The 23,020-nt window shown below is 59.2% G+C and carries 23 protein-coding genes; 10 read left to right on the forward strand and 13 right to left on the reverse strand.

Annotated features, from left to right (window positions below; translation table 11 throughout):
* The first annotated feature begins 70 nt into the window (after positions 1-70).
* The 5 genes from IG617_RS19775 to IG617_RS19795 all read left to right on the forward strand — a co-directional run bounded on the left by IG617_RS19775 (position 71) and on the right by IG617_RS19795 (position 3,771).
* Complete coding sequence (locus IG617_RS19775) at positions 71-1,027, forward strand: tyrosine recombinase XerC (RefSeq protein WP_192110948.1); 957 nt, start codon at positions 71-73, stop codon at positions 1,025-1,027.
* 192 nt (positions 1,028-1,219) lie between these two features.
* Positions 1,220-1,447: a 30S ribosomal protein S21 gene (gene rpsU, locus IG617_RS19780; protein ID WP_192110949.1), complete on the forward strand. Its 228-nt coding sequence runs from the start codon at positions 1,220-1,222 to the stop codon at positions 1,445-1,447.
* A 179-nt stretch (positions 1,448-1,626) separates the two neighbouring features.
* A complete protein-coding gene (locus IG617_RS19785; RefSeq protein WP_209008626.1) occupies positions 1,627-2,037 on the forward strand; it encodes a hypothetical protein in 411 nt (136 codons plus the stop codon).
* A gap of 186 nt (positions 2,038-2,223) precedes the next feature.
* Complete coding sequence (locus IG617_RS19790; protein ID WP_192110950.1) at positions 2,224-3,429, forward strand: NADH:flavin oxidoreductase/NADH oxidase family protein; 1,206 nt, start codon at positions 2,224-2,226, stop codon at positions 3,427-3,429.
* 117 nt (positions 3,430-3,546) lie between these two features.
* Positions 3,547-3,771: a hypothetical protein gene (locus IG617_RS19795; protein ID WP_192110951.1), complete on the forward strand. Its 225-nt coding sequence runs from the start codon at positions 3,547-3,549 to the stop codon at positions 3,769-3,771.
* A gap of 62 nt (positions 3,772-3,833) precedes the next feature.
* Here IG617_RS19795 and IG617_RS19800 read toward each other — a convergent pair whose 3' ends face one another.
* A complete protein-coding gene (locus tag IG617_RS19800; protein ID WP_192110952.1) occupies positions 3,834-4,481 on the reverse strand; it encodes a cation efflux transmembrane domain-containing protein in 648 nt (215 codons plus the stop codon).
* 80 nt (positions 4,482-4,561) lie between these two features.
* On the opposite strand from IG617_RS19800, the gene IG617_RS19805 reads away from it, so the two are divergent.
* The gene (locus tag IG617_RS19805; protein ID WP_192110953.1) at positions 4,562-4,981 is read left to right on the forward strand and encodes a MerR family transcriptional regulator; all 420 of its coding nucleotides are present in this window, start codon (positions 4,562-4,564) and stop codon (positions 4,979-4,981) included.
* 19 nt (positions 4,982-5,000) lie between these two features.
* On the opposite strand, the gene IG617_RS19810 is transcribed toward IG617_RS19805, so the two are convergent.
* Positions 5,001-5,879, reverse strand: a complete 879-nt coding sequence (locus IG617_RS19810) for a LysR family transcriptional regulator (RefSeq protein ID WP_192110954.1) — start codon at positions 5,877-5,879, stop codon at positions 5,001-5,003.
* Between the two features lie 116 nt (positions 5,880-5,995).
* On the opposite strand from IG617_RS19810, the gene IG617_RS19815 reads away from it, so the two are divergent.
* From IG617_RS19815 to IG617_RS21915, 4 genes are read left to right on the forward strand one after another with little or no spacing between them, the layout of a single operon-like run.
* Complete coding sequence (locus IG617_RS19815) at positions 5,996-6,601, forward strand: protein-methionine-sulfoxide reductase heme-binding subunit MsrQ (protein WP_192110955.1); 606 nt, start codon at positions 5,996-5,998, stop codon at positions 6,599-6,601.
* Positions 6,602-6,625: 24 nt separating this feature from the next.
* Positions 6,626-7,480, forward strand: a complete 855-nt coding sequence (locus IG617_RS19820; protein WP_192110956.1) for an SDR family oxidoreductase — start codon at positions 6,626-6,628, stop codon at positions 7,478-7,480.
* 56 nt (positions 7,481-7,536) lie between these two features.
* A complete protein-coding gene (locus IG617_RS19825; RefSeq protein ID WP_209008627.1) occupies positions 7,537-8,028 on the forward strand; it encodes a nuclear transport factor 2 family protein in 492 nt (163 codons plus the stop codon).
* A 20-nt stretch (positions 8,029-8,048) separates the two neighbouring features.
* On the forward strand, positions 8,049-8,816 hold the full coding sequence (locus IG617_RS21915; RefSeq protein WP_192110957.1) for a nuclear transport factor 2 family protein: 768 nt from the start codon (positions 8,049-8,051) through the stop codon (positions 8,814-8,816).
* A gap of 138 nt (positions 8,817-8,954) precedes the next feature.
* Here the strand turns inward: IG617_RS21915 and IG617_RS19835 are convergent, their stop codons facing one another.
* From IG617_RS19835 to zapE, 11 genes are all read right to left on the reverse strand, one after another.
* On the reverse strand, positions 8,955-10,313 hold the full coding sequence (locus IG617_RS19835) for a KAP family P-loop NTPase fold protein (protein WP_192110958.1): 1,359 nt from the start codon (positions 10,311-10,313) through the stop codon (positions 8,955-8,957).
* A gap of 154 nt (positions 10,314-10,467) precedes the next feature.
* Positions 10,468-11,871 carry a dihydrolipoyl dehydrogenase gene (lpdA, locus tag IG617_RS19840; protein ID WP_192110959.1) on the reverse strand — a complete coding sequence of 468 codons (1,404 nt, stop codon included), beginning with the start codon at positions 11,869-11,871 and terminating at the stop codon, positions 10,468-10,470.
* A gap of 42 nt (positions 11,872-11,913) precedes the next feature.
* Positions 11,914-12,669, reverse strand: coding sequence for an SDR family oxidoreductase (locus IG617_RS19845; protein ID WP_192110960.1), 756 nt, complete (start codon positions 12,667-12,669; stop codon positions 11,914-11,916).
* Between the two features lie 30 nt (positions 12,670-12,699).
* A complete protein-coding gene (gene lfb1, locus IG617_RS19850; RefSeq protein WP_192110961.1) occupies positions 12,700-13,125 on the reverse strand; it encodes an LIC10280 family protein in 426 nt (141 codons plus the stop codon).
* A 14-nt stretch (positions 13,126-13,139) separates the two neighbouring features.
* On the reverse strand, positions 13,140-13,757 hold the full coding sequence (locus tag IG617_RS19855; protein ID WP_192110962.1) for a LysE family translocator: 618 nt from the start codon (positions 13,755-13,757) through the stop codon (positions 13,140-13,142).
* 29 nt (positions 13,758-13,786) lie between these two features.
* Positions 13,787-15,292 (reverse strand): 2-oxoglutarate dehydrogenase complex dihydrolipoyllysine-residue succinyltransferase, encoded by a 1,506-nt coding sequence (gene odhB, locus IG617_RS19860; protein WP_192110963.1) that lies wholly within the window; start codon positions 15,290-15,292, stop codon positions 13,787-13,789.
* Positions 15,293-15,362: 70 nt separating this feature from the next.
* Positions 15,363-18,344: a 2-oxoglutarate dehydrogenase E1 component gene (locus IG617_RS19865; protein WP_192110964.1), complete on the reverse strand. Its 2,982-nt coding sequence runs from the start codon at positions 18,342-18,344 to the stop codon at positions 15,363-15,365.
* Positions 18,345-18,546: 202 nt separating this feature from the next.
* The gene (sucD, locus tag IG617_RS19870) at positions 18,547-19,455 is read right to left on the reverse strand and encodes a succinate--CoA ligase subunit alpha (protein ID WP_153770391.1); all 909 of its coding nucleotides are present in this window, start codon (positions 19,453-19,455) and stop codon (positions 18,547-18,549) included.
* Positions 19,456-20,655, reverse strand: coding sequence for an ADP-forming succinate--CoA ligase subunit beta (sucC, locus tag IG617_RS19875; protein ID WP_192110965.1), 1,200 nt, complete (start codon positions 20,653-20,655; stop codon positions 19,456-19,458). It lies immediately after the preceding gene.
* Between the two features lie 69 nt (positions 20,656-20,724).
* Positions 20,725-21,687 (reverse strand): malate dehydrogenase, encoded by a 963-nt coding sequence (mdh, locus tag IG617_RS19880; RefSeq protein WP_153770389.1) that lies wholly within the window; start codon positions 21,685-21,687, stop codon positions 20,725-20,727.
* A 173-nt stretch (positions 21,688-21,860) separates the two neighbouring features.
* Positions 21,861-23,015 (reverse strand): cell division protein ZapE, encoded by a 1,155-nt coding sequence (gene zapE / locus IG617_RS19885; protein ID WP_192111124.1) that lies wholly within the window; start codon positions 23,013-23,015, stop codon positions 21,861-21,863.
* Positions 23,016-23,020 lie beyond the last annotated feature (5 nt).

A 23,020-nucleotide genomic window follows, 5' to 3' on the forward strand; every position in this document is an offset into this window, starting at 1 on the left:
CATTTGTCGGGCCGTTTTGTTTTGCTCACCGATTAACCGATCGATGACTTGCGCGCAGTAGAGTGGCTGCATGTCCTCATCTGCCGCAGCCACCTCCCTCCTTGTCATCGCCGCGCCTGATCTCAATGCGCGGGTCAGGCAATGGCTGGACCATCTTTCTGACGAGAGACGGCTGGCTGACAAAACCCTGATCGCCTACGAGCGCGACATTCGTCAGTTCCTGCGCTTCCTCACCGATCATCTGGGAGCTCCTCCGCGCCTTGCCGATCTGCGCGACCTGAAGCCAGCCGACTTCAGAGGCTTTATGGCCCGGCGCCGGCGCGATGGTGCCCAAAGCCGGTCCTTGGCGCGTGGCATGGCCGGCATCCGGTCCTTTCTCAAGTTTCTGGAAAAGCGCGGCGAAGTAAACGCGGCCGCTTCAGATGCAATTCGCCCGCCGCGCCAGGCCCGATCCCTGCCCAAGCCGGTCGCCGTGCGCGATGCGGCTGATGTCATCAGCGGCGACCTTGCCATGGAAACAGAAGCCTGGGTCGAAGCGCGCAACGCGGCTGTACTAACGCTTCTGTATGGTTGTGGCCTGCGCATCAGCGAAGCCTTGTCCCTGACCGGCCGCACGGCGCCGAAAAAGGGCGCAAAAAGCATGCGGATCATCGGCAAGGGCGGCAAGGAGAGGATCGTGCCGATCCTGCCAGTCGTTACCGAAGCGATCGAGACTTATCTAAAGCTCTGTCCTCACGCGGTCACAGCGAACAGTCCGCTTTTTCGGGGCGTGCGTGGCGGGCCGCTCAATCCGAGGGCCGTTCAACTCGCGATGGAGAAGCTCCGCGGCGTCCTCGGCCTGCCCGACAGCGCCACGCCGCACGCGCTGCGCCATTCCTTCGCAACCCACTTGCTTGCCGGCGGTGGCGACCTTCGTACGATCCAGGAGCTTCTGGGCCACGCCAGCCTCTCAAGCACCCAGGTCTATACAGAAATCGACGCAACGCGCCTGCTTGAAGCCTACGACAAGGCCCACCCTCGCAGATAGATGCAAAGCCGGGCAAAAAAACGCACAGAGGGCACCTTTTCTGCGCTTTGGGGGGGTGCATTCTGCGAAAATGTTGATAGGGTCGCGCCTTCCTGGCACGCCCCTCGCGCGCCGTGCCCTTAGCTGCTGCCCTTTGTCTATGGCCTCGATGCCATTTTCATAGAGCGGCCAAGAACAGACAAAGGAGACAACTTGCAAGTCCTCGTACGAGACAACAATGTCGACCAAGCCCTTCGCGTTCTGAAGAAGAAGCTCCAGCGTGAAGGCGTCTTCCGTGAAATGAAGACACGCCGTGCCTACGAAAAGCCATCCGAAAAGCGTGCCCGCGAAAAGGGCGAAGCTGTCCGCCGCGCCCGCAAGGCTGCGCGCAAGCTCGCTCAGCGCGAAGGTTTGGTCCCGGGCGCACGCGCCAAGCGCTAAGGTGCCCCGACTGGCCCAGCGCCTGTTGTGAGACATTCGATCGGGTTCCACGCTAGAGGCAAGCGCCTTCGTGGAACCGGTCGCACCCTCCCCAAGCAGCATCACTCTAGCAGCATCGTCCAGGCGTTAACGTTTCCCTAACGCTTTGAGAACAGGCTCTCCGCCAAGGAGATGCGATCGTGCGCTTGCTGGCTGTTCTTCTGCCTTTCATTTCCGCTTTTTTCCTGTTCGGCGCTTCCGCTGAAGCCCGGATCTATTGCCCGTTGCCGGAACATGGCATCTGGGTCAATCCCGACGCTGCAGCCAAAGAACTGATCCGCCTCGAAGTCGAGACGAAATGCCAGGATGACCAGGTGTTCGCGCGCATTCGGGCTTTCACGAAATGCACGCCCCGCGATTGCAAGTGGGGCTGGACCAAGGCAGAGCTTCGCGATGGAGGTGGGCTCCGGGTCCTGCTCATCGGTTTTCTCAGCAGCAAGATCATTGATGTCCGGAAGATTGGCGAGAACCTCGACGCTTTCGTCACCAACATCACGAATGACGGCTCCCAGCCCGAGCGGCTCAAGTCCTATTCCCTGAAACGGCTCTGAGGACCGTCACCCTGCAGTGACCACCTGCCTGGTTTGCGCCTCAGTCGCTGCCGGTCGCAATTGACTTTGCTTGATGTCGCAGCCAGCCTCGCATGGAAGACGGAAAAGCGACACGCTGACTGGCGTGCCCGACCAACCTGACTGCCTTTTCAAGCTATCTTGCCGAACCATTGGGGACCGTGACTTTTGAGCAATCCAGCAGATGGCAGTCGCCATAATCCGCTTTTTGACCCATTGACGCTGCCGTGCGGCCTGACCTTGAAGAACCGGATTGCAAAGTCCGCGATGTCGGATTCCCTCGGCGACGGAACCGGACATCCAACCAGCGCCCAGGCGCGGCTTTACAAACGCTGGGCCGAAGGTGGCGTCGGGCTCTCCATTATCGGCGAGGTTCAAGTCGATCCCGGCTTTGCCGAAAAACCGGGAAATCTTGTTCTCGACAGCAACGCCAAGCTTGAACGATTTGCCGAGTTGGCGGAGCACGGCGCAGGCGACGGGATGCAGCTCTGGCCACAGTTGGGCCAGGCCGGCGCCATGGCCTATCCCCCGATCAGTCAGCCAAAGGGGCCGAGCGGCCTGAACCTGCCCGGTCTCACCTGCGCTGAACTGAGTCTTGAGGAAATCAGGGCTTTGCCAGCGCAATATGCTGCGACTGCGCGCCTGGCTCAGAAGGCGAATTTCGGCGGCGTCCAGATCCATGCCGCTCATGGGTTCCTGCTCAGCCAGTTTCTATCCCCGCTCTTCAACCGGCGAACGGATGACTATGGTGGCGCTGTCTCTCACCGCATGAAGCTTCTGCTGGAGTGTATCGACGCTGTCCGGACTGCCGTCGGACCTGGTTTTCCGGTCGCCGTGAAGCTCAACTCGTCCGATCAGCTGGAAGGCGGATTTCAGGAGGCGGACGCCCTGGCTGTCGTCAGAGCCCTCGAGAAGACCAGCATCGATCTGATCGACATCAGCGGCGGGACCTATTTTCCGGGCGCAAAATCAGCCTCCGACAGTGGCGGCAAGGGGCCGTATTTTATCGATTTTGCGCGCGCTGCCCGCAAGGAAACCACCAAGCCACTGATGCTCACAGGCGGTTTCAAAACCCTCGCGCAGGCCGAAGAAGCTGTTTCAAGCGGAACCGTCGATGTTGTAGGCCTCGCCCGCGCCTTGATTGTTGATCCTGACTTGCCGAATACCTGGAAGGGCGACAAGGCACGGGATCCTCAATTTCCGCGGTTCTCAAATCCGCCAGAAGGCGGCGTAACGGCCTGGTACACAATGCGTTTGACCCAGATCGCAAATGACGAAGCCATGTCTGAAGGCGGGGATCTGGATGAGGCGTTGCGGTCTTACGACCAGCGGGACAGGGAACGCACGGCCGCCTGGCTGCAGCATTTTCAGTAGGCCGCCTTCAAGCAAGAAGGACCGCGAGACCGTCTTCCCCTTGCACTTTTCAGCGTTTCGCCTAACCTCACGTTAGCCGCACTACGGTGTGCGGTGCTCACTCGATGGAGGTGACCCATGCGTGGCCTTAAAACAAGTGTTGCAGCTCTCGCCCTTACCGCATTCGCCGTTTCTCCGGCGCTGGCCTGTGAGTGGTCGAAGTCCGCCAAAGCCAAGACCAAAATGACCGTTGCCCAGACGACCGAAGTTCCCGAGGTTGCCATCGCGACCAACGATCTGCCGGTTGAGGTCACACGCAACATAACGGTCATTCCGAAGCTGAAGAGCGGCGCCGCCAAGTAGCGGAACGCCTGCGTGGTTCGGACCTGTTTGCTTCGGGTTTGCTTGCTTCTACTGAGCTTTCTTCAAGGCGCCGGTTTGGCCTTCACGCGATCAGTCTGGCCCTCATGCCGGTACTCGCTTAGTCCCTGACGCAATATCTGCGCGGCTGAGCTGACGAACAATGTTGCCATGAGCGCTGCGACGATCAGGTCAGGCCATGCGGTCGAGGTCGCCCAGACCGCGAGGGCTGCCAGCATCACGGCGACATTTCCGATGGCATCGTTGCGCGAGCAGAGCCAGACGGAGCGGACATTCGCATCGCCATCCTTGTATTTCATCAACAGCAGCACGCTGGCGATGTTGGCTGCCAGCGCCAGAAAACCGATCGCGCCCATCACGCCTGCTTCGGGCACGCCGAGGACGAGCAGCTGGTAGAGCGTCGATCCTGCGACCCACAGCCCCATGAGCAAAAGGCTGAAGCCCTTGGCGAGAGCTGCCGTAGCCCGGACCTTCAAGGATGCGCCGATGACGGCCAGCGAAATGCCATAGGTGACGGCATCGCCGAAAAAATCGAGCGCATCGGCCTGCAAGGCCTTCGACCCGGCAGCATGGCCGGCGATCATCTCCACCACAAACATGCCCCCGTTCAGGGCGATCACAATCCAGAGGCGGCGCTTGTAGTCCGTCGACAGGCCATCGAACGTCGCCTTATTGTCACAACAGGAACCCATCAGGTTCTCCTCAAGATCTCGAAATTGCGGCTTCGATACCTTATGTACTTCCTCTAGTGACTGGAGGTTCAAGAGGCAGCATGACTTTTTCTATCGGAGATTTGTCCCGGCAAGCCGGCGTGAAGGTCACCACCATTCGCTACTACGAGCAGGAAGGCCTGATTTCCGCCCCCCTTCGCACCGACGGCAACCAGCGCCGTTTCGGCGAGAAAGATCTCAAAAGGCTGCGTTTTATCAAACATGGCCGAGATCTCGGTTTGCCCATGAGCGCCATACGCGAACTTTTGGACCTAAGCGGCCATCCGGATCAGCCTTGCGACCAGGCCGACAGAATTGCGCGAGACCAGCTGCTATCGGTGCGCGACCGGATTTCCCAGCTGCGCCGACTGGAGGCGGAACTTGAACGCATTGCCAACAGTTGCAGCGGCGACCACACGGTCGCCGACTGCGACGTCCTGAAGGCCTTCGGGGATCATGGTCAGTGCAAGGGAGAGCATTGAGCATGCGCCCGGCCGTCATTCAGTCCTCTTCCAGAATGAACTCCAGCAGCAGCCTCACCAGGCTGCTGCGGCGGCTGGAGGCAGGCCAGACGGCGTAGATGTTGAAAGTCGGCAGCGTCCAGTCCGGCAGGACCTTGACCAGTCTGCCGGCCGCCAGATCCTCCTCAATTTCACTCAAGGGCAATTTCTGAATGCCCAGTCCGGCGAGCACGGCCGACCGGGCTCCGCCGACGGAATTGACCACAACACGCGATTGCTCTGGCTGCACGGTGATTTCTTCCGCTCCCCTTTTGAGAAGAAACTTCTCCGGCAGCATGTCCATCAGCACAAAATTGCAATGGGCAAGATCCTCGGGCGTGACCGGTTTCTTGATGGTCTCGAGGTAAGACGGCGCTGCGACCAGGGTGCGCTCGAAGGTTCCGATCTTGCGGCTTCTCAGGCTGCTGTTGGACATAAGGCCGAGGCGGATCGCCATATCGTAGCCTTCGGCGACCAGGTTGACCTGCTTGTCGTTGCCGTGAAGGGTCACCGCAACATTCGGGTGGCGACGCGCAAAGCGCCAAACTGCCGCTTCCTGCGGACTTCCCACCAGAAAGGCGGGAGCCGTCAACCGAAGCGCGCCCGTCGGCCCGCCGCTCACGTCAGCGATGGCGTCCAGTCCTTCTTCGGCCGCCGCCACCATGCGGTTGGCCGATGCCAGCAGCCTCTCGCCATCGCCGGTCAGGGACAGGGCCCGGGTCGAGCGGTGAAACAACGAGACGCCATGGCGGGTCTCCAGGCCTTTCACATGATGGCTGACCACCGAGGTCGACAATCGAAGCGCCCGGCTCGCTGCGCTGAAGCTGCCAGCCTCAGCAACCTTGGCAAAGATGGCGAGCGCGCGAAGGTCGTCGATCATGGAAGTCATCTTTCGATCTGATGAGATGGATTTTCCAATTTATCCCATCAAGGCAAACAATCAAAACATCCTTATCTTAGGCAGCAGGAAGAGACTTCCGGAGGCAAGAGAGAACTATGCTGAAATCGCTGCTCAACTCGCCCTACAGCTTCTGGGCGCTTCTTGCCCTGCCCTCCATTGCCATGATCAACGGCGCCTTGTCCGGCGGCGACCTGGAGCCGCTGCTTCACCCGACCGGTGAATTCGCCGCCCGTTTCATGATCATTGCGATGATGCTCACGCCCCTGCGGATGCTGTTTCCGAAGTCCGCTTTGGTCCTGTGGCTGATGCGGCGGCGGCGCTATCTCGGCGTGGCCGCCTTCGGATATGCCGCCTTGCATACGCTTTATTATGTGATCGACTTGGGATCCTTGTCCGCCGTCATGGCCGATATGGTCAAGTTCGGCATCTGGACCGGCTGGGTGGCCTTCATCATCTTCGTGCCCCTGGCGATCACCTCCAATGATGCCTCCGTCCGATTGCTGCGCCGTTCCTGGAAAACGCTGCAGCGTTTTGTCTATCCTGCGGCGGTCGCGACCCTTCTTCACTGGCTCTTCGTTCACTCCAATTTCGGTCCCGCACTGGTGCATTTCGTGCCGTTGGCGGGCCTGGAGATCTATCGCATCTGGAAAACAACCAGCGCCACCAGCCCGGCATCCGCCGAAGGCAATGCCGCGCCCTGAGCCTGGACCCAAAGGAAAACAGCAATGGCAACCATCGCCGTTACGGCCGCCAGCGGCCACCTGGGACGCGCCATCGTCGAGGCCCTGATTGCCAGGGATGGCGCTGACGAGGTCATCGCGCTGGCTCGAACGCCAGAGAAAGCCAGCGATCTTGGCGTGGTGGTGCGCAAGGGCGACTATGAGGACCGCGCCGGTCTGGAACAGGCCTTGCCAGGGGTCGATACCGTTCTGCTGGTCTCCGGCATGGATGAGCCGAGCAAGCGCATCGGCCAGCATCGCAATGTCATCGAAGCGGCCAAGGCGGCTGGTGTTTCCAAGATCGTCTACACCAGTGTGCAGGGACCGGACGAGGGCACCAGCTTTTCGCCAGTGGTCCAGAGCAACCGGCAGACGGAAAAGGATGTGCGCGAGAGCGGGCTGAACTGGATCGTCGGGCGCAACGGCATCTATATCGAACCGGACATCGACTACATCGGCTCCTATCAGGCAGCCGGCGAAATCGCCAACTGCGCCGGCGATGGCCGCTGTGGCTACACCAGCCGCGCCGAGCTGGGCGCTGCCTATGCGCAGCTGCTGACCAGCGACGTGCACAACGGGCAGGTCTTCAACCTCCACGGCGCGCCACTGACCCAGGCGGACCTGACCGATCGCATCAACGCGGCCTTCGGCACCTCTCTCGTCTATCGCCCCATGAGCGTCGAAGAATTCAAACAGGACCGAACCGCCGAACTCGGCGAATTCCTCGGAACGGTCATCACCGGCATTTACGCGGGCATCCGCGCCGGAGCCTTTGACAACCCGAGCCAATTTGCCGAAGCCGCAGGACGGCCTCACCAGTCCTGGGACGCCTATTTCGCGGCGCTCAAGGCCACCAGTTAACGCCCGTCCGGCCCGGAGGGGAAAAGCGTTCAAGAATACCTTTGGAGGAAACTGACATGAACCGCAGAACATTGATGAAGACATCGCTGGGCACCGCCCTGGCTCTTACACTCGTCCAATCGGCCGGCGCGCAGGAGATGGACGCGGAGAGCAAGGCTTCGCTCGACACTGTCATGGCCTTCATGAGCGCCATGGGTGCCGGCGACATGGACAAGATGTCCGCCCTGATGGCCGACGACATGGTCTGGCACAATGAAGGCGACACGAGCCTGCCGTGGATTGGCGAGTCCAAGGGCAAAGAGGCGATTTTCAAGTTTCTCGGTATCTTCTCGTCAAACCTGAAGACCACGCTTTGGGAAAACACTGATGCCTTTGCCTCCGGCAGCACGGTTGCCGTCTTTGGTAGAATGAACGCCATAGCGACCAAAACTGGCAAGGAGACCGGCGAATTCACCTTCGCTCTGCGTGCCAAGGTCCGCGACGGGCAGGTCGTCCTCTGGCATTGGTTCGAAGACAGCTTCGCCGTCAGCCAAGCCTACCACGGCTAAAAACAGGGGAGACACGTCACGTGGGGAGGGGTCTTGAGAATGTTCGCCGACTTTATCTTGAGGGCATTGCCGGCGGTAACGCCCGGGAGGCGGTGACCAAATACACCGGGCACAGATACACGCAGCACTCAACGGGGGTCGGCGATGGAACCGAGGGATTTCTCGCGTTCTTCGAGCCTTTCGTCGAGCGCAATCCCGTCCGCGACATCGAGATCGTTCGTATTCTGGAAGACGGACCCTGGGTGTTTTGCAGTGCCTATCAGTCGCTCAACAAGGGCGCGGCGGAATGGGTCACGATGGATCTCTTCTACACCGATCCGGAGGGCCTGGTGCTGGAGCATTGGGACACGATTGCCCCTTTCGTCGCCGAGACCCGCTCCGGCGCCCATATGGTCGGCGGCACCACGGAGATTGATCATGGGGCGGCCCATGAGACCAACAAGTCACTGGTGCAGGAATACACCAAGCAGGTTCTGCAGGAAGGGCGGCACGACAAGCTGCATCATTTCGTTGCCGAGGACGCGATCCAGCATGCGGCGACGGTCGGCACCGGCCGCGAAGGTCTCGCCCAGTGGCTGGCCCTGGAAGAAACCGGCAGGTACGAAATGCTCATGCAGCTCGTGGGACAGGGCGACTTCGTCGTCACCTATGGCAAGCGGCACGCCCTGGGCAAAGACATCGCCGTCTTCAATGTCTACCGGGTGGAAGGCGGCAAGATTGTTGAACTCTGGATGAACGAAGAAGAGATCGGCCCGCGCGAAACCTGGGGCAACTCCGGCAAGTTCTAGCCTCCGCCGCAGCGCTTCCAACACAAAAGCCGGGCAATGCCCGGCTTTTTCTATTCAGAACGGCAAGCCCGCTTACGAGTGGATCGGCTTGCCCGCGGTGGCAAACACTTCAGGACATCTGAATGGCCAGTTTACTGTCTAAAGACGAAAGATATCCAACCATTCACTCTGTAGCTTTGCCGGAATTTTCTCTGGCTCACGCAGCCCACCAAATGAATCAAACCGAGTACCAATTGATTTCCGCCAAGAAGGGAGATGCTCTGCGCCGTCTATTTCGTCCGGAATGGAACAATACATCATCGTAATCAACCAAGTGGTCATCTGACGGTCAAAATGCTCGTTACTATTCTGACCAATCTTTTCTGTCGTCTTTATTTTTGCAGCGCCGATGAACGTTTCAATATCTTCCATTTTCGCGTTTTCATTAGCGTATTTACTATGAAAAATAGGATCAACGATAGAGCTAACCAACAAAATACACAACGTATCTATGTACCCAATATGGTATTCATTCTCAAATAGTTCCGATGGCAACAATGCCATTTTTGAGAGTATTTTTCCTACATCCCTTAAAGAAACTTGGTTGGATCGCGCTACGAGCCGTAGGAGTTCAAGAGACCTATTAAGCACCTGCGCGGGTAGCTGCATCTCAGCACCCTTCTTTGCAGCATATACGGCGACTACATTGTCTGCACCGCGCTCCCCCACAAAACGTGGAAGAGAAAAAGAGAGATTAATGAATTTCTTCAGATAGTTATGTGCATCTACTTCCGCACCATATCTAGCGCGAACACTGTTTTCCAAGGCCTTCCCATTCACTCCCAATATAAAATGAACCCTTGGGACTGAAAACAAGTGCTTAATTACTTCCAGAACTGAAAGTGCATAGTCTGGACGACACCGGTCTAATTCATCAACGACAATAACAATTGGACGCAACTCCTTGACTGTTAGGTCAATTAGCAATTTTTTGAACGCATCAAGAGCTTCTAACTTTTGTCTCTCGCGCTGCCACAGACCCTCTGAACTATCTTTTGCTTCGGTGCTAACCGCATCAACGAGGGCATCTCCTATGTCCTCTAAATGTTGTTTCGCTCCAAAAGTGGCCATCGATAAAGCAACGCCGAATGCAGGTTTGGCCAATCTTGCGCCGATCGCCATCCATTTCTGAAGTGCTTCCTGACTATCGTCGGGAATACGCGCACGAATTGCGAGCATGAGAGAGGACAGGGGATCAGATAGATAGTCACTCTCGAAGGCATCGTAGTAGACCGCAATGGCTTTCCCGCCGTTAACGGCCCCATGATCATGTACCCAACGCTTGAGGAAGTATGTTTTTCCGGAGCCCCAAGTGTCATCTAGAGCCAAGACTAGTGGATCGCTAATTTTCTCAACTAACTCGGATAGTTGACTAGATATTTTTTTCCGACCGAGAAGATCGTCTGAAAATCCGGTTTGGTACAAAATGACTTCGTCGTCTTGTGGGAATAAATTCATGCTGGACCTCGATTATGAGCTCCAACATGAATACAATCAAAAAGCGTTTCAACTAACTAAATGTACTTGTGGTGGCGTAATTCTGCCATTTTATCCCAATCGCAAAAAAGCCGGGCAATGCCCGGCTTTTTCAGTTCAGCACGGCAAGACCCGCTTACGAGTGGATCGGCTTGCCGGCGGTGGCCATGGCGGCTTCCTTGACGGCTTCCGACATGGTCGGATGCGCGTGGCAGGTGCGGCCCAGATCTTCAGACGAACCACCGAATTCCATCAGCACGGCGGCCTCGTGGATCATTTCGCCAGCGCCGAAGCTGACGATGTGAACGCCCAGAACCCGGTCGGTTTCCGCGTCGGCCAGAACCTTGGCAAACCCTTCGGTCTGGTTCATGGCGCGGGCGCGGCCGTTTGCCATGAAGGGGAACTTGCCGACGTTGTACTTGACGCCGGCAGCCTTCAGCTCTTCCTCGGTCTTGCCGACGGAAGCGACTTCCGGCTGGGTGTAAACAACGCCCGGGATGATGTCGTAGTTCACATGCGGCTTCTGGCCAACGAGCGTCTCGGCGAGAGCAACGCCCTCGTCTTCCGCCTTGTGGGCCAGCATCGGACCGGCGATGACGTCACCGATGGCATAGATGCCCGGCACGTTGGTGGCGAAATGGCCATTGGTCTGAACGCGGCCACGCTCATCGAGCGCAACGCCAGCGTCTTCCAGACCCAGGCCTTCTGTGTAGGGTTTGCGTCCGATGGCAACCAGAACGATGTCGGCTGCGATGGTTTCCGCATCGCCGCCGGCTGCCGGCTCCACGGTGACTTCCAGGCCCTTGCCCTTCTTGGTCACGCCGGTGACCTTGGACGAGAGCTTGAACTCCATGCCCTGCTTCTTCAGCATGCGCTGGAAGTTCTTGGAGACGTCGCCATCCATGGGGCCGAGGATCTTCGGCATGAATTCGACCACGGTGACGTCGGCGCCAAGACGGGCCCAGACCGAGCCAAGCTCCAGGCCGATGACACCACCGCCAACGACGACCAGCTTGCCCGGCACCTTTTCCAGCTCCAGAGCGCCGGTAGAGGACACGATCTGCTTCTCGTCGATCTCGACGCCCGGCAGAGGCATGACATCCGAGCCGGTGGCAATGACGATGTTCTTGGTTTCGAGAACAGACTTGGAGCCGTCTTCGGCAGTGACTTCGACCTTGCCGGCAGACAGGATCTTGCCGGTGCCGTGATGGGCGTCGACCTTGTTTTTCTTCAGTAGGAAACCAACGCCGTTCACATTGGCGTCGATGACATCCTGCTTGTGCGTCATCATGGTCGGCAGGTCGAGCTTCGGCTTGGATACCTTGATGCCGAGCTTTTCAAAGCCGTGGCCGGCTTCGGCGAACATTTCCGACGCATGAAGCAAGGCTTTGGAGGGAATGCAGCCGACGTTCAGACAGGTGCCGCCATGGGTGGCACGCTTTTCAACAACGGCGACCTTCTGGCCGAGTTGAGCCGCCTTGATAGCGCATACATAGCCACCAGGGCCGGTTCCGATGACGACAAGATCATATTGGGACATTTCGGTCGCCTTTTGCCTTTTTTCAGTCGATCCCGAACGGGATCAGGGGAGTGTCGCGCGGCCACCGGAAACATCCAGGATCGCGCCGGTCGTGTAGCTGGCGTCTTCGGAAAGAAGCCAGATGATTGCATTCGCCACTTCGTCGGCTGTTCCGGCGCGCTTCATGGGAAGCGTCGGCGCCAGGTCGCCCACCCGTTCGGGCAGACCGCCAGAGGCGTGAATTTCGGTATCGATGATGCCGGGACGCACCGCATTCACGCGGATGCCTTCATCGGCAACTTCCTTCGCAAGACCCACGGTCATGGTGTCGATCGCGCCCTTTGCAGCGGCGTAGTCGACATATTGGCCCGGTGAGCCGAGCTTGGAGGCTGCAGAGCCCAGATTGACAATGCCGCCGCCCTTGCCGCCGTGGCGGGTCGACATGCGGCGGACAGCCTCGCGGGCACAGAGGAACGAGCCGATCACGTTGATCGAGAACATCCGCGTCAGCCGTTCCAGAGACATCTCGTCGAGCCGCTGCGACTGATCCACAACACCTGCGTTGTTCACCAGCCCGACAAGCGTGCCGAGACTGTCGGCGACATCAAACATCTTCAGCACATCGGCTTCGTTCTGAACGTCACCCTGAACAGCACGGGCAATGCCGCCCGCGGAGGTCATCTCTGCAACGAGCGCGTCAGCGGCGTCCCGGTTGGCAGCATAGTTCACGACCACCGCGCAACCGTCTTTCGCCAGACGACGGCAGACTGCAGCGCCAATGCCGCGACTTCCGCCTGTGACCAGGACCACTTCGGTCATTGCGATCGTGTCTCCTTGCCGCCCATCGGGCTATTTGATCCGGACCAGTCGTTCGGATGCCTTGCCACCGGACCATGTGCCGTCGAGCGTGCCGTCCGCATTGACTTGGTAGATCACCGGCTGGCTTTCACCCCAGTCGATGGTCAGAACGGCACCTGCCATGCTCCCCTGACCGTGAAATGTCTGACCGCTGATTTCCCAGCGGAAGAAGGCAACGCCGTTTTTGGCGGTGATATGGACCCGGCCCTTGTAAGGGGAGCCGTTGGGATTGCGGCCGTCTACCGAATAGGTGCCTTCCAGCTGTTCGACGCCGCCGGGGCTGATCACAGCCTTGAAGCCGGCCTGCGCGGACATGCCACCAGGGATGATCAGCGCGGTGCCAACAGCCATCGAGATGGCAACGACGGCAGAGGCCGCAAGGCGGTTCAGCGTGCCTGCGTTCAGGAAATGCAACATCGAACCTCTCCTTTCTACCGGTCGGCCAGCGCCAGTCTCAGTCCGAAACCGGCGAATGTGATCGCGATTGTCCGGCGCATCCAGGTCAGGACGGTCTCGCTGCGCAGGACGTGCTCTCCAACCAGCGAGGCAAAGGCGCCATAGACGACGAAGACGGCAAAGGTCATGGCCATGAAGACCCCGCCCATGGCCAGCATGTCAGCCGTTGGCGACATCGCGCCTGCCGGAATGAATTGCGGCAGAAAGGCAAGGAAGAAGACTGTCAGTTTCGGATTGAGGATGTTGATCAGGAAGCCGGTCCAGGCGATCGCCAGGGATCCCTTTCCCTGACCTGCAGCCTCATTGCTCAGCGACAGGGCCCCGCGATCGTGGAGTGTCATCCAGGCAAGATAGAGGAGATAGGCGACACCGGCGTACTTCAGCAGCTGAAACACCAGCGCACTTGTGTGCATGAGCGCAGAAAGGCCGAGAACGGACGCCAGGATCGCGGGTAAGATCCCCATGGTGCAGCCGAAGGCCGCCGCGACGCTTGGCAGGCGGCCTCTACCAAGGCCGACTGCAACTGTGTAGACGACGCCGGTGCCCGGGACCAGAACGACCACGAGGGCCGTTATCAGGAATTCAAGACTCATGCTCGGGCTCCCGACGTCACTCCGTTTGCTTACAGATCCAGCACGAGACGCTGTGGATCTTCCAGGCTTTCCTTGACGCGGACGAGGAAGGTCACAGCTTCCTTGCCGTCGACAACCCGGTGATCATAGGACAGAGCCAGATACATCATCGGACGGATGACAACCTGGCCGTTGACCGCCATCGGGCGTTCCTGAATTTTGTGCATGCCCAGAATACCGGACTGCGGCGCATTCAGGATCGGTGAGGACATGAGCGAGCCATAAACACCACCGTTGGAGATGGTGAAGGTGCCACCGGTCATGTCGGCCATGCCGAGCTTGCCGTCACGAGCCTTGCGGCCAAGGTTGCCGATTTCCTGTTCGATCTCGGCAATGCTCATCTGGTCCGCATCACGAACGACAGGAACAACAAGACCCTTGTCCGTGCCAACGGCGACGCCGACGTGGCAGAAGTTCTTGTAGATCAGATCGGTGCCGTCAATCTCGGAATTGACTGCAGGAATTTCCTTCAGCGCATGGCAAACTGCCTTGGTGAAGAAACCCATGAAGCCAAGCTTCACGCCATGCTTCTTCTCGAACAGGTCCTTGTACTGCTTGCGCAGTTCCATGACCGGGCCCATGTCCACTTCGTTGTAAGTGGTCAGCATGGCCGCCGTGTTCTGGGCGTCCTTCAGGCGGCGCGCGATGGTCTGGCGCAGCTTGGTCATGCGGACGCGTTCTTCACGCACTTCATCATCAGCAGAAACCGGACCGCGCGGTGCGGTGGAAGCTGCAGCGGGAGCTGCGGTCACGCCAGCCGCAGCGGCCGCGATCACGTCACCCTTGAGCACCTGGCCACGTTTGCCGGACCCGGCAACCTGATCAGCAGAGATGTTCTTTTCGGCCATCATCTTGGCTGCAGACGGTGCCGGCGGCATGGAAGAGCCACCTGAGGCCGGAGCCGCTGCCGGAGCAGACGCTTCTGCGGCCGGTGCAGCAGCAGCCGAAGCACCGGAGCTGTCGATCTGGCACAGGAGTTTGCCCGGCTCGACGGTATCGCCGGTGTTGGCTGCGATCTTGACGATGGTACCGCCAACGGGGGCAGGAACTTCCTGGGCCGCCTTGTCGGTTTCAAGTTCGACGAGCGTGTCGTCGGCCTTGACCACATCACCGACCTTGACGCTCCATTCGCCAACTTCAGCTTCGGTGACGCTTTCGCCCGCACTCGGGGTGACAACGTCAACGATCGTTGCGGCGGAAGCTGCAGCCGGTGCGGCCTCTTCCTTCTTGGCGGCGGGAGCCGGAGCTGCCGCGCCTGCGCCATCGGCGATCTGGCCAAGAAGAGCGCCAACCTCGACGGTGTCGCCCTCGTTGACCACGATGCTCTCCAGGGTTCCGGAGGCCGGAGCCGGCACTTCGACGGTTACCTTGTCGGTTTCCAGTTCCACCAGCGGCTCGTCAGCCTTGATGGCATCACCCGGCTTCTTGAACCACTGGGCGATCGTTGCTTCTGATACGGATTCACCCAGCGTGGGCACGCGAATTTCGGTTGCCATGGTCGCCTTCTCTTAAGTTTGCCTGGCCATTTCCGGTCATGACGGGGGCCGCAAGCGGCCCCCTACACAATTACTTTCCAAATGCCTCGTCGAGGAACGCCTGAAGCTGCGCTAGATGCGCAGACATCAGACCTGTCGCCGTTGAAGCCATAGCGCTGCGGCCTGCATAGACAGGGCGCTTCACCTTGGCGCCGATCTGCTCCAGAACCCATTCGATGTAAGGTTCCACGAAGAACCAGGAGCCCATGTTCTTGGGCTCTTCCTGACACCAGACCATATCGGCGTTCTTGAAGCGGTTAAGCTCCTGCGCCAGGGCCTTCTTCGGGAACGGATAGAGCTGTTCGACGCGCAGCAGGTAGACGTCATCGATGCCGCGCTTTTCACGTTCATCAAGCAGATCGAAGTAGACCTTGCCCGAACACATGACCACACGGCGGATCTTGTCGTCCGCCACCAGCTTGGTTTCCGAGCTGCCCATTTCGGCATCATCCCACAGCAGGCGGTGGAATGAGCTGTCCTGGTCCATCTCGCTCAGCTTGGAGACGGCCCGCTTGTTGCGCAGAAGCGACTTCGGCGTCATCAGGATCAGCGGCTTGCGGATATCCCGGCGGATCTGACGGCGCAGGATATGGAAGTAGTTTGCCGGCGTCGTACAATTCGCCACCTGCATGTTGTCTTCCGCGCAGAGCTGGAGGAAACGCTCCAGACGTGCGGAGGAGTGTTCCGGCCCCTGCCCCTCGTAGCCGTGCGGCAGGAGACAGACGAGGCCGGACATGCGCAGCCACTTGCGTTCGCCCGAGGAGATGAACTGGTCGAACAGGACCTGCGCACCATTGGCGAAATCACCGAACTGTGCTTCCCAAAGGGTCAGCGCATTCGGCTCGGCCAGCGAATAACCGTATTCGAAGCCAAGCACCGCTTCCTCGGAGAGCATCGAGTTGATGACCTCATAGCGCGCCTGATCTTTGGAAATGTTGTTCAGCGGGATATAGCGGCTTTCGTCTTCCTGATCATAAAGAACCGAATGACGCTGGGAGAATGTCCCACGCTCACAGTCCTGGCCGGACAGACGAACCGCATGGCCTTCGTGCAGGAGGCCTGCAAAAGCCAGCGCTTCTGCTGTCGCCCAATCGACGCCTTCGCCGCTGTCGAACATCTTTTTGCGATTGTTCAGGAAGCGGGCGATCGTGCGATGCACGTTGAAGCCGTCAGGAACTGTGGTCAGCGCCTTGCCGATTGTCTCCAGATCCCCGTCCGACAGACCGGTGGAGCCACGACGCGGATCTTCCTCGTCATCAGCACGCTTCATGCCGGACCACTTGCCGTCGAGCCAATCTGCCTTGTTCGGCTTGAACGCATTGCCAGCTTCGAATTCGCCATCGAGATGCGCCCGCCAATCGGACTTCATCTTTTCGACTTCGTCGGCGCTCAAGACGCCTTCCTTGACCAAGCGCTCGGAATAGATCTGCAGCGTTGTCGCGTGCTTACGGATCTTCCGGTACATGATCGGCTGGGTGAACGCCGGCTCGTCGCCTTCGTTGTGGCCGAAGCGGCGGTAACAGATCATGTCGATCACTACCGGACGACCAAAGGTCTGGCGGTACTCAATCGCGATCTTGGCCGCAAAGGTTACGGCTTCGGGATCATCCGCATTGACGTGGAAGATCGGCGCTTCGATTACCTTGGCCATATCGGACGGATACGGAGACGAGCGCGAGAAGCGCGGGTTCGTCGTAAAGCCGATCTGGTTGTTGATGATAACATGGAGCGAGCCACCTGTGCGGTGGCCGCGAAGTGCGGAAAGACCGAAACATTCGGCAACCACGCCCTGCCCGGCAAAAGCCGCATCGCCATGCAGGAGAAGCGGCAGAACCTTCGAGCGGTCAACCTCGGTGGTGTCGACCCAATGGCCATCCACTGCCGACAGCTGATCCTGCTTTGCGCGGGACTTGCCCAGAACGACCGGGTTGACGATTTCAAGGTGAGACGGGTTCGCTGTCAGCGACAGGTGAACATCGTTGCCGTCGAACGAGCGGTCGGAAGAGGCACCGAGGTGATACTTTACATCGCCCGAGCCTTCGACATCATCGGGAGCAGCGGAGCCGCCCTTGAACTCGTGGAAGACAGCACGGTGCGGCTTGCCCATGACCTGTGTCAGAACGTTCAGGCGACCACGGTGGGCCATGCCGAAAACAATGTCCTTCAGCCCGAGCTGGCCGCCGCGCTTGATGATCTGTTCCAGCGCCGGGATCAGCGCTTCGCCGCCATCAAGGCCGAAGCGCTTGGTGCCGGTGTATTTCACGTCCAGGAACTTTTCGAAGCCTTCGGCCTCGACCAGCTTGTTCAGGATCGCTTTCTTGCCTTCCTTGGTGAAGGCAACATGCTTGTCCGGACCTTCGATGCGCTCCTGAAGCCAGGCCTTGGCGGCCGGATCGGAGATGTGCATGAATTCGACACCGAGCGTCGAACAGTAGGTCCGCTTCAGGATGTCCATCATTTCGCGCAGCGTGGCGTATTCAAGGCCGAGCACGTTGTCGATGAAAATCCTGCGATCCCAGTCGGCATCCACGAAGCCATAGGACGAGGGATGCAGCTCCTCGTGGTCGCCTGGAGGCGAAAGCTTCAGAGGGTCGAGATCCGCATGGAGGTGACCGCGCATGCGATAGGCGCGGATCATCATCAGGGCACGGACGGAGTCCCGCGTCGCCTGATGGACCTCGGCGTCGGACATCGGTGCGCCCTTGGCCTCGGATTTCTTCTTGAGCTTGTCACCGAGCTTCTGCTCGATGGGAGCCCAGTTGCCATCGAATGCGTTGACCAGATCGCCGTTGGCCGCAATCGGCCAATCCTTGCGTTTCCACGGCGCACCGCGTGCTTCCTTAAGGACGTCTTCCTTGGCGTCCTGGAAGCTCGCGAAAAACTCCTGCCACTCGGCATCAACCGAGCTCGGGTCTTCCTTGTACTGAGCGTAGAGGTCTTCGATATAGGCTGCGTTGGCGCCGTAAAGCAACGACGTCAGTGCGAATACGTTGTTCGCTTCCTGCCGTGCCATGTCCATCCAGCGGAGGGGTGCCCCGCCCTTGTTCTTTCAGGTGGACCCGGATGAGCCCGTCCTGGGTTCCTTTTCAGGCCGATGTAAACACCGACCCCCTCATGAAATGCGGTCAAGGCACCAGGGGCGTCTCGACCGCGTCGCGTCACTATGCCTACCAAAACGTAAACAATTTACGCCTCGGCACCAGCATAATTATACTTTAGCCCTTCAAGACTTCGAGAAGGGTCTCGCCAAGCTTGGCCGGAGACGGAGAAACCTTGATACCGGCCTCTTCCATCGCGGCGATCTTGTCTTCCGCGCCGCCCTTGCCGCCAGAGATCACGGCACCTGCGTGACCCATGGTGCGGCCTGGAGGCGCCGTACGGCCCGCAATGAAGCCGGCCATCGGCTTGGAGCGGCCCTTCTTGGCCTCGTCCTTCAGGAACTGAGCGGCTTCTTCTTCAGCAGAACCACCGATTTCACCGATCATGATGATCGACTTGGTCTCATCATCCGCCAGGAACATTTCCAGGACGTCGATGAATTCGGTGCCCTTGACCGGGTCGCCGCCGATGCCGACAGCTGTGGTCTGGCCGAGGCCTGCGTTCGAGGTCTGGAAGACCGCTTCGTAGGTCAGCGTGCCGGAGCGGGAAACAACGCCGACAGAGCCCTTCTTGAAGATGGAGCCCGGCATGATGCCGATCTTGCACTCTTCAGGGGTCAGGATGCCGGGGCAGTTCGGGCCGAGCAGGCGGGAGTTGGACTTTTCCAACCGGCGCTTGACCTTGACCATGTCGGCAACCGGGATGCCCTCGGTGATGCAGACGATGAACGGAACTTCCGCATCGATTGCTTCGATGATGGCTGCACCTGCACCTGCTGGCGGAACATAGATCACCGACGCGTCTGCACCGGTGGCTTCCTTGGCTTCACCAACAGTCGCGAAGATCGGCAGCTTGGCATCAGCGTCGAGGCTGGACGTCCAGCTTTCGCCGCCCTTCTTCGGATGCACGCCACCAACCATCTGGGTGCCGTAATACTGCAGCGCCTGTTCCGTGTGGAACGTGCCGGTCTTGCCGGTCAGGCCCTGAACGATGATTTTCGTGTCTTTATTGACGAGGATCGACATTTACGCGCCCCCCTTGACGGCTTTCACGATTTTCTGGGCGGCGTCGTCGAGATCGTCAGCGGCAATGACGTTCATTCCGCTATCGGAAATGATCTTCTTGCCGAGCTCGACGTTGGTGCCTTCGAGGCGCACAACGAGCGGAACCTGAAGTCCAACTTCAGTCACGGCGGCCAAAACGCCTTCCGCGATGATGTCACAGCGCATGATGCCGCCGAAGATGTTGACCAGGATGCCTTTGACGTTCGGATCGGAGGTAATGATCTTGAACGCAGCCGTCACCTTCTCCTTGGTCGCACCACCACCAACATCAAGGAAGTTGGCAGGTTCAGCGCCGTAGAGCTTGATGATGTCCATGGTCGCCATGGCGAGACCGGCACCGTTGACCATGCAGCCGATGTCGCCGTCGAGGGCAACGTAGGCCAGGTCGTATTTGGACGCCTCGATTTCCTTGGCGTCTTCTTCAGTCTCATCGCGCAGGGCCATGATGTCGTCGTGGCGGAAGAGCGCGTTGCCGTCGAAGGAGACCTTGGCGTCAAGAACACGCAGGCGGCCGTCTTTCATAACGATCAGCGGGTTGACTTCCAGAAGCGCCATGTCCTTTTCCACGAAGGCCGTGTAGAGGATCGGGAAGAGCTTCATGCCGTCTTCGCGGGCAACACCGGTCAGCTCAAGAGCGTCGCAGAGTGCGGCAGCATCGGCTTCGGTGACGCCTGTATCCGGATCAACCGCAACATTGTGGATCTTTTCCGGGGTGTCGTGCGCAACCGCCTCAATGTCCATGCCGCCTTCGGTGGAAACCACGAAAGCCGGGCGACCGACGGTGCGGTCAACCAGGATGGAGAGGTAGAGTTCGCGCTCGATGTCGGCGCCATCTTCGATGTAGAGACGGTTGACGACTTTGCCCGCGTCACCGGTCTGAGCGGTGACCAGGGTGTTGCCGAGCATGTCTTTCGCGTGGGATGTCACTTCATCCAGCGAGAATGCGAGGCGAACACCGCCCTTTGCATCTGCAGGCAGTTCCTTGAACTTGCCCTTGCCGCGTCCACCAGCGTGGATCTGCGACTTCACGACCCAGAGCGGTCCGGGAAGCTTCTTGGCAGCAGCTTCTGCCTCGTCGGCGGAGAAGATGGCGACACCTTCTGCAACCGGCGCGCCGTATTCCTTCAGAACCGCTTTGGCCTGATATTCATGGATGTTCATCAGTTTCCCCCGTTGTCGGAGGACCGCCACCGAGGATCAGTGGCGGCCATCTTTACATTCGGCAGACGCTTAAGCGAGCGCCGGCTGGATCTTCTTACAAGCTTCGACCAGGCCATCGACGGATGCGATGGACTTGTCGAACATGGCCTTCTCGTCGGAAGCCATGTCGATCTCGATGACGCGCTCGACGCCTTCGGCGCCGATGACAACCGGAACGCCGACGTAGGTGTCCTTGAGGCCGTACTGGCCGTCGAGGGCAGCTGCGCAAGGCAGAACGCGCTTCTTGTCCTTGAGGTAGCTTTCCGCCATGGCGATTGCGGAGGATGCAGGCGCGTAGAAGGCCGAACCGGTCTTCAGCAGGCCAACGATCTCTGCGCCGCCATCACGGGTGCGCTGGACGATTTCTTCCAGGCGCTCGGCCGTGCACCAGCCCATCTTGACCAGGTCGGTGAGCGGAATGCCGGCAACGGTGGAGTAGCGGGTCAGCGGCACCATGGTGTCGCCGTGGCCGCCAAGAACGAACGCGGTGACGTCTTCAACCGAAACGTTGAATTCCTCGGCGAGGAAATAGCGGAACCGTGCGCTGTCGAGAACGCCAGCCATGCCGACGACCTTGTTCTTCGGCAGGCCGGAGAACTTCTGCAGAGCCCAGACCATCGCGTCGAGCGGGTTGGTGATGCAGATGACAAAAGCGTTGGGAGCGTATTTGGCGATGCCGGCACCGACCTGCTCCATAACCTTCAGGTTGATCTCGAGAAGATCGTCGCGGCTCATGCCCGGCTTGCGCGGGACGCCTGCGGTGACGATGACAACGTCGGAGCCTTCGATGGCTGCGTAGTCATTTGCACCGGCGAGCTTGGCATCAAATCCGTCGACCGGGGAAGATTCAGCCAGGTCGAGGGCCTTGCCCTGCGGTGTGCCTTCCGCGATGTCGAAGAGAACGATGTCTCCCAGTTCTTTCAAGCCAGCAAGATGAGCGAGCGTACCGCCGATCTGACCAGAGCCGATCAAAGCAATCTTGTTCCGCGCCATATCCGAAAGTTTCCCTTTACGTAAGATGGAACCTTATGCCATCCGCTGATGACTGCGGATGGCACTACTCCCTTTGTTCGTTCCGTGCAAGCTAACCAAAAGAATATTGCGAACGGAACGGAAATATTTGACTGCCTTCCCGTCTTTATAGGTGACGTATTGGGAACGCATACTTATGCGCGCAAGCGCGTTTGGTCTCCCGCAAGATAAGCTTCAGACCGCATTTCGATCAAACGAGACACGGTCCTGTCGAATTCAAATGCCTCTGTGCCGTCGCCCGATACATAGAGCCCCGTGGGCTCGGCCTCCGCGGACACGACGAGTTTGACACCATTGTCATAGAGCGTATCGATGAGATTGATGAAGCGCTTGGCCTCGTTGCGCCGCTGCTTGCTCATCACGGGCACGCCTTCCAGGAAGACGGTTCCATAGGCATGGGCAATGCGCAGGTAGTCAGCCGCCCCAAGAGGCTGCATGCACAAGTCATCGAAGGAGAAGCGCGCGGCACCTGCTGCAGCGACCCGAACCGGAATCTTGCGGCCCTTGTGCTCCAGTTCCTCTGCATGAGGCGTCACGCCGTGGGTCAGCTTGCGCCAGAGAGCGTCCATTCCGCTCTCGGCTTCCGCTCCGAGCGGCGTCAGGTAGATCGGCGCACCTGCCAGCTTCTCCAGCCTGTAGTCCGTCGGACTGTCGAGCATGACCACATCGACATGCTCCTGAAGCAGCGCCACGAAGGGCAGAAACAGCTGTCGGTTTAGGCCGTCGCGGTAAAGATCCTTAGGGTCCACGTTCGACGTGGCGACCACGACAACGCCGCGGGCAAAGAGCTGGGTGAACAAACGGCCGAGGATCATCGCATCGGCAATGTCGGTTACCGAGAATTCATCGAAGCACAGAAGACGCGTCTCATCGGCGATTTGCTCTGCCACCGGCGGAATCGGGTCATCGCCCTTTACCTCACCGCACTTCAACGCCTGACGATAGGCATGAATGCGCTCGTGCACGTCCGCCATGAATTCGTGAAAATGTGCGCGGCGCTTGCGCTTGACCACGGCCACTTCCATGAAGAGGTCCATGAGCATCGTCTTGCCGCGGCCAACGCCGCCCCAGACATAAAGTCCCTTGGTGCTGCGTTCGTTCTTCTTGTTGCGGCCAAAGAGCCAGCCGAGGGAGCTTTTCTTGGAGGCAAGGCGGAGATTGGAGAGCTCGGTGTTCAGGAGATCAAGCTGGCGCACAATACCCAACTGGATCGGATCCTCGCTGATCTCTCCCGAGGATACCAATGCCTCATATCGGTTCTGAAGAGCCCGACTGACCGGCAGTTCCACTTTCA

Origin of the sequence: Roseibium polysiphoniae, assembly GCF_014842925.1 — a bacterium.
GTDB lineage: Bacteria > Pseudomonadota > Alphaproteobacteria > Rhizobiales > Stappiaceae > Roseibium > Roseibium polysiphoniae.

Bases quoted from the DNA above. Each gene is read 5' to 3' on its own strand.
- IG617_RS19775 (WP_192110948.1), top strand. From the start codon at position 71: ATGTCCTCATCTGCCGCAGCCACCTCCCTCCTTGTCATCGCCGCGCCT.
- IG617_RS19795 (WP_192110951.1), top strand. From the start codon at position 3,547: ATGCGTGGCCTTAAAACAAGTGTTGCAGCTCTCGCCCTTACCGCATTC.
- IG617_RS19800 (WP_192110952.1), bottom strand. From the start codon at position 4,481: ATGGGTTCCTGTTGTGACAATAAGGCGACGTTCGATGGCCTGTCGACG.
- IG617_RS19805 (WP_192110953.1), top strand. From the start codon at position 4,562: ATGACTTTTTCTATCGGAGATTTGTCCCGGCAAGCCGGCGTGAAGGTC.
- IG617_RS19810 (WP_192110954.1), bottom strand. From the start codon at position 5,879: ATGATCGACGACCTTCGCGCGCTCGCCATCTTTGCCAAGGTTGCTGAG.
- IG617_RS19815 (WP_192110955.1), top strand. From the start codon at position 5,996: ATGCTGAAATCGCTGCTCAACTCGCCCTACAGCTTCTGGGCGCTTCTT.
- IG617_RS19820 (WP_192110956.1), top strand. From the start codon at position 6,626: ATGGCAACCATCGCCGTTACGGCCGCCAGCGGCCACCTGGGACGCGCC.
- IG617_RS19825 (WP_209008627.1), top strand. From the start codon at position 7,537: ATGAACCGCAGAACATTGATGAAGACATCGCTGGGCACCGCCCTGGCT.
- IG617_RS19835 (WP_192110958.1), bottom strand. From the start codon at position 10,313: ATGAATTTATTCCCACAAGACGACGAAGTCATTTTGTACCAAACCGGA.
- lpdA (WP_192110959.1), bottom strand. From the start codon at position 11,871: ATGTCCCAATATGATCTTGTCGTCATCGGAACCGGCCCTGGTGGCTAT.
- IG617_RS19845 (WP_192110960.1), bottom strand. From the start codon at position 12,669: ATGACCGAAGTGGTCCTGGTCACAGGCGGAAGTCGCGGCATTGGCGCT.
- lfb1 (WP_192110961.1), bottom strand. From the start codon at position 13,125: ATGTTGCATTTCCTGAACGCAGGCACGCTGAACCGCCTTGCGGCCTCT.
- IG617_RS19855 (WP_192110962.1), bottom strand. From the start codon at position 13,757: ATGAGTCTTGAATTCCTGATAACGGCCCTCGTGGTCGTTCTGGTCCCG.
- odhB (WP_192110963.1), bottom strand. From the start codon at position 15,292: ATGGCAACCGAAATTCGCGTGCCCACGCTGGGTGAATCCGTATCAGAA.
- IG617_RS19865 (WP_192110964.1), bottom strand. From the start codon at position 18,344: ATGGCACGGCAGGAAGCGAACAACGTATTCGCACTGACGTCGTTGCTT.
- sucD (WP_153770391.1), bottom strand. From the start codon at position 19,455: ATGTCGATCCTCGTCAATAAAGACACGAAAATCATCGTTCAGGGCCTG.
- sucC (WP_192110965.1), bottom strand. From the start codon at position 20,655: ATGAACATCCATGAATATCAGGCCAAAGCGGTTCTGAAGGAATACGGC.
- mdh (WP_153770389.1), bottom strand. From the start codon at position 21,687: ATGGCGCGGAACAAGATTGCTTTGATCGGCTCTGGTCAGATCGGCGGT.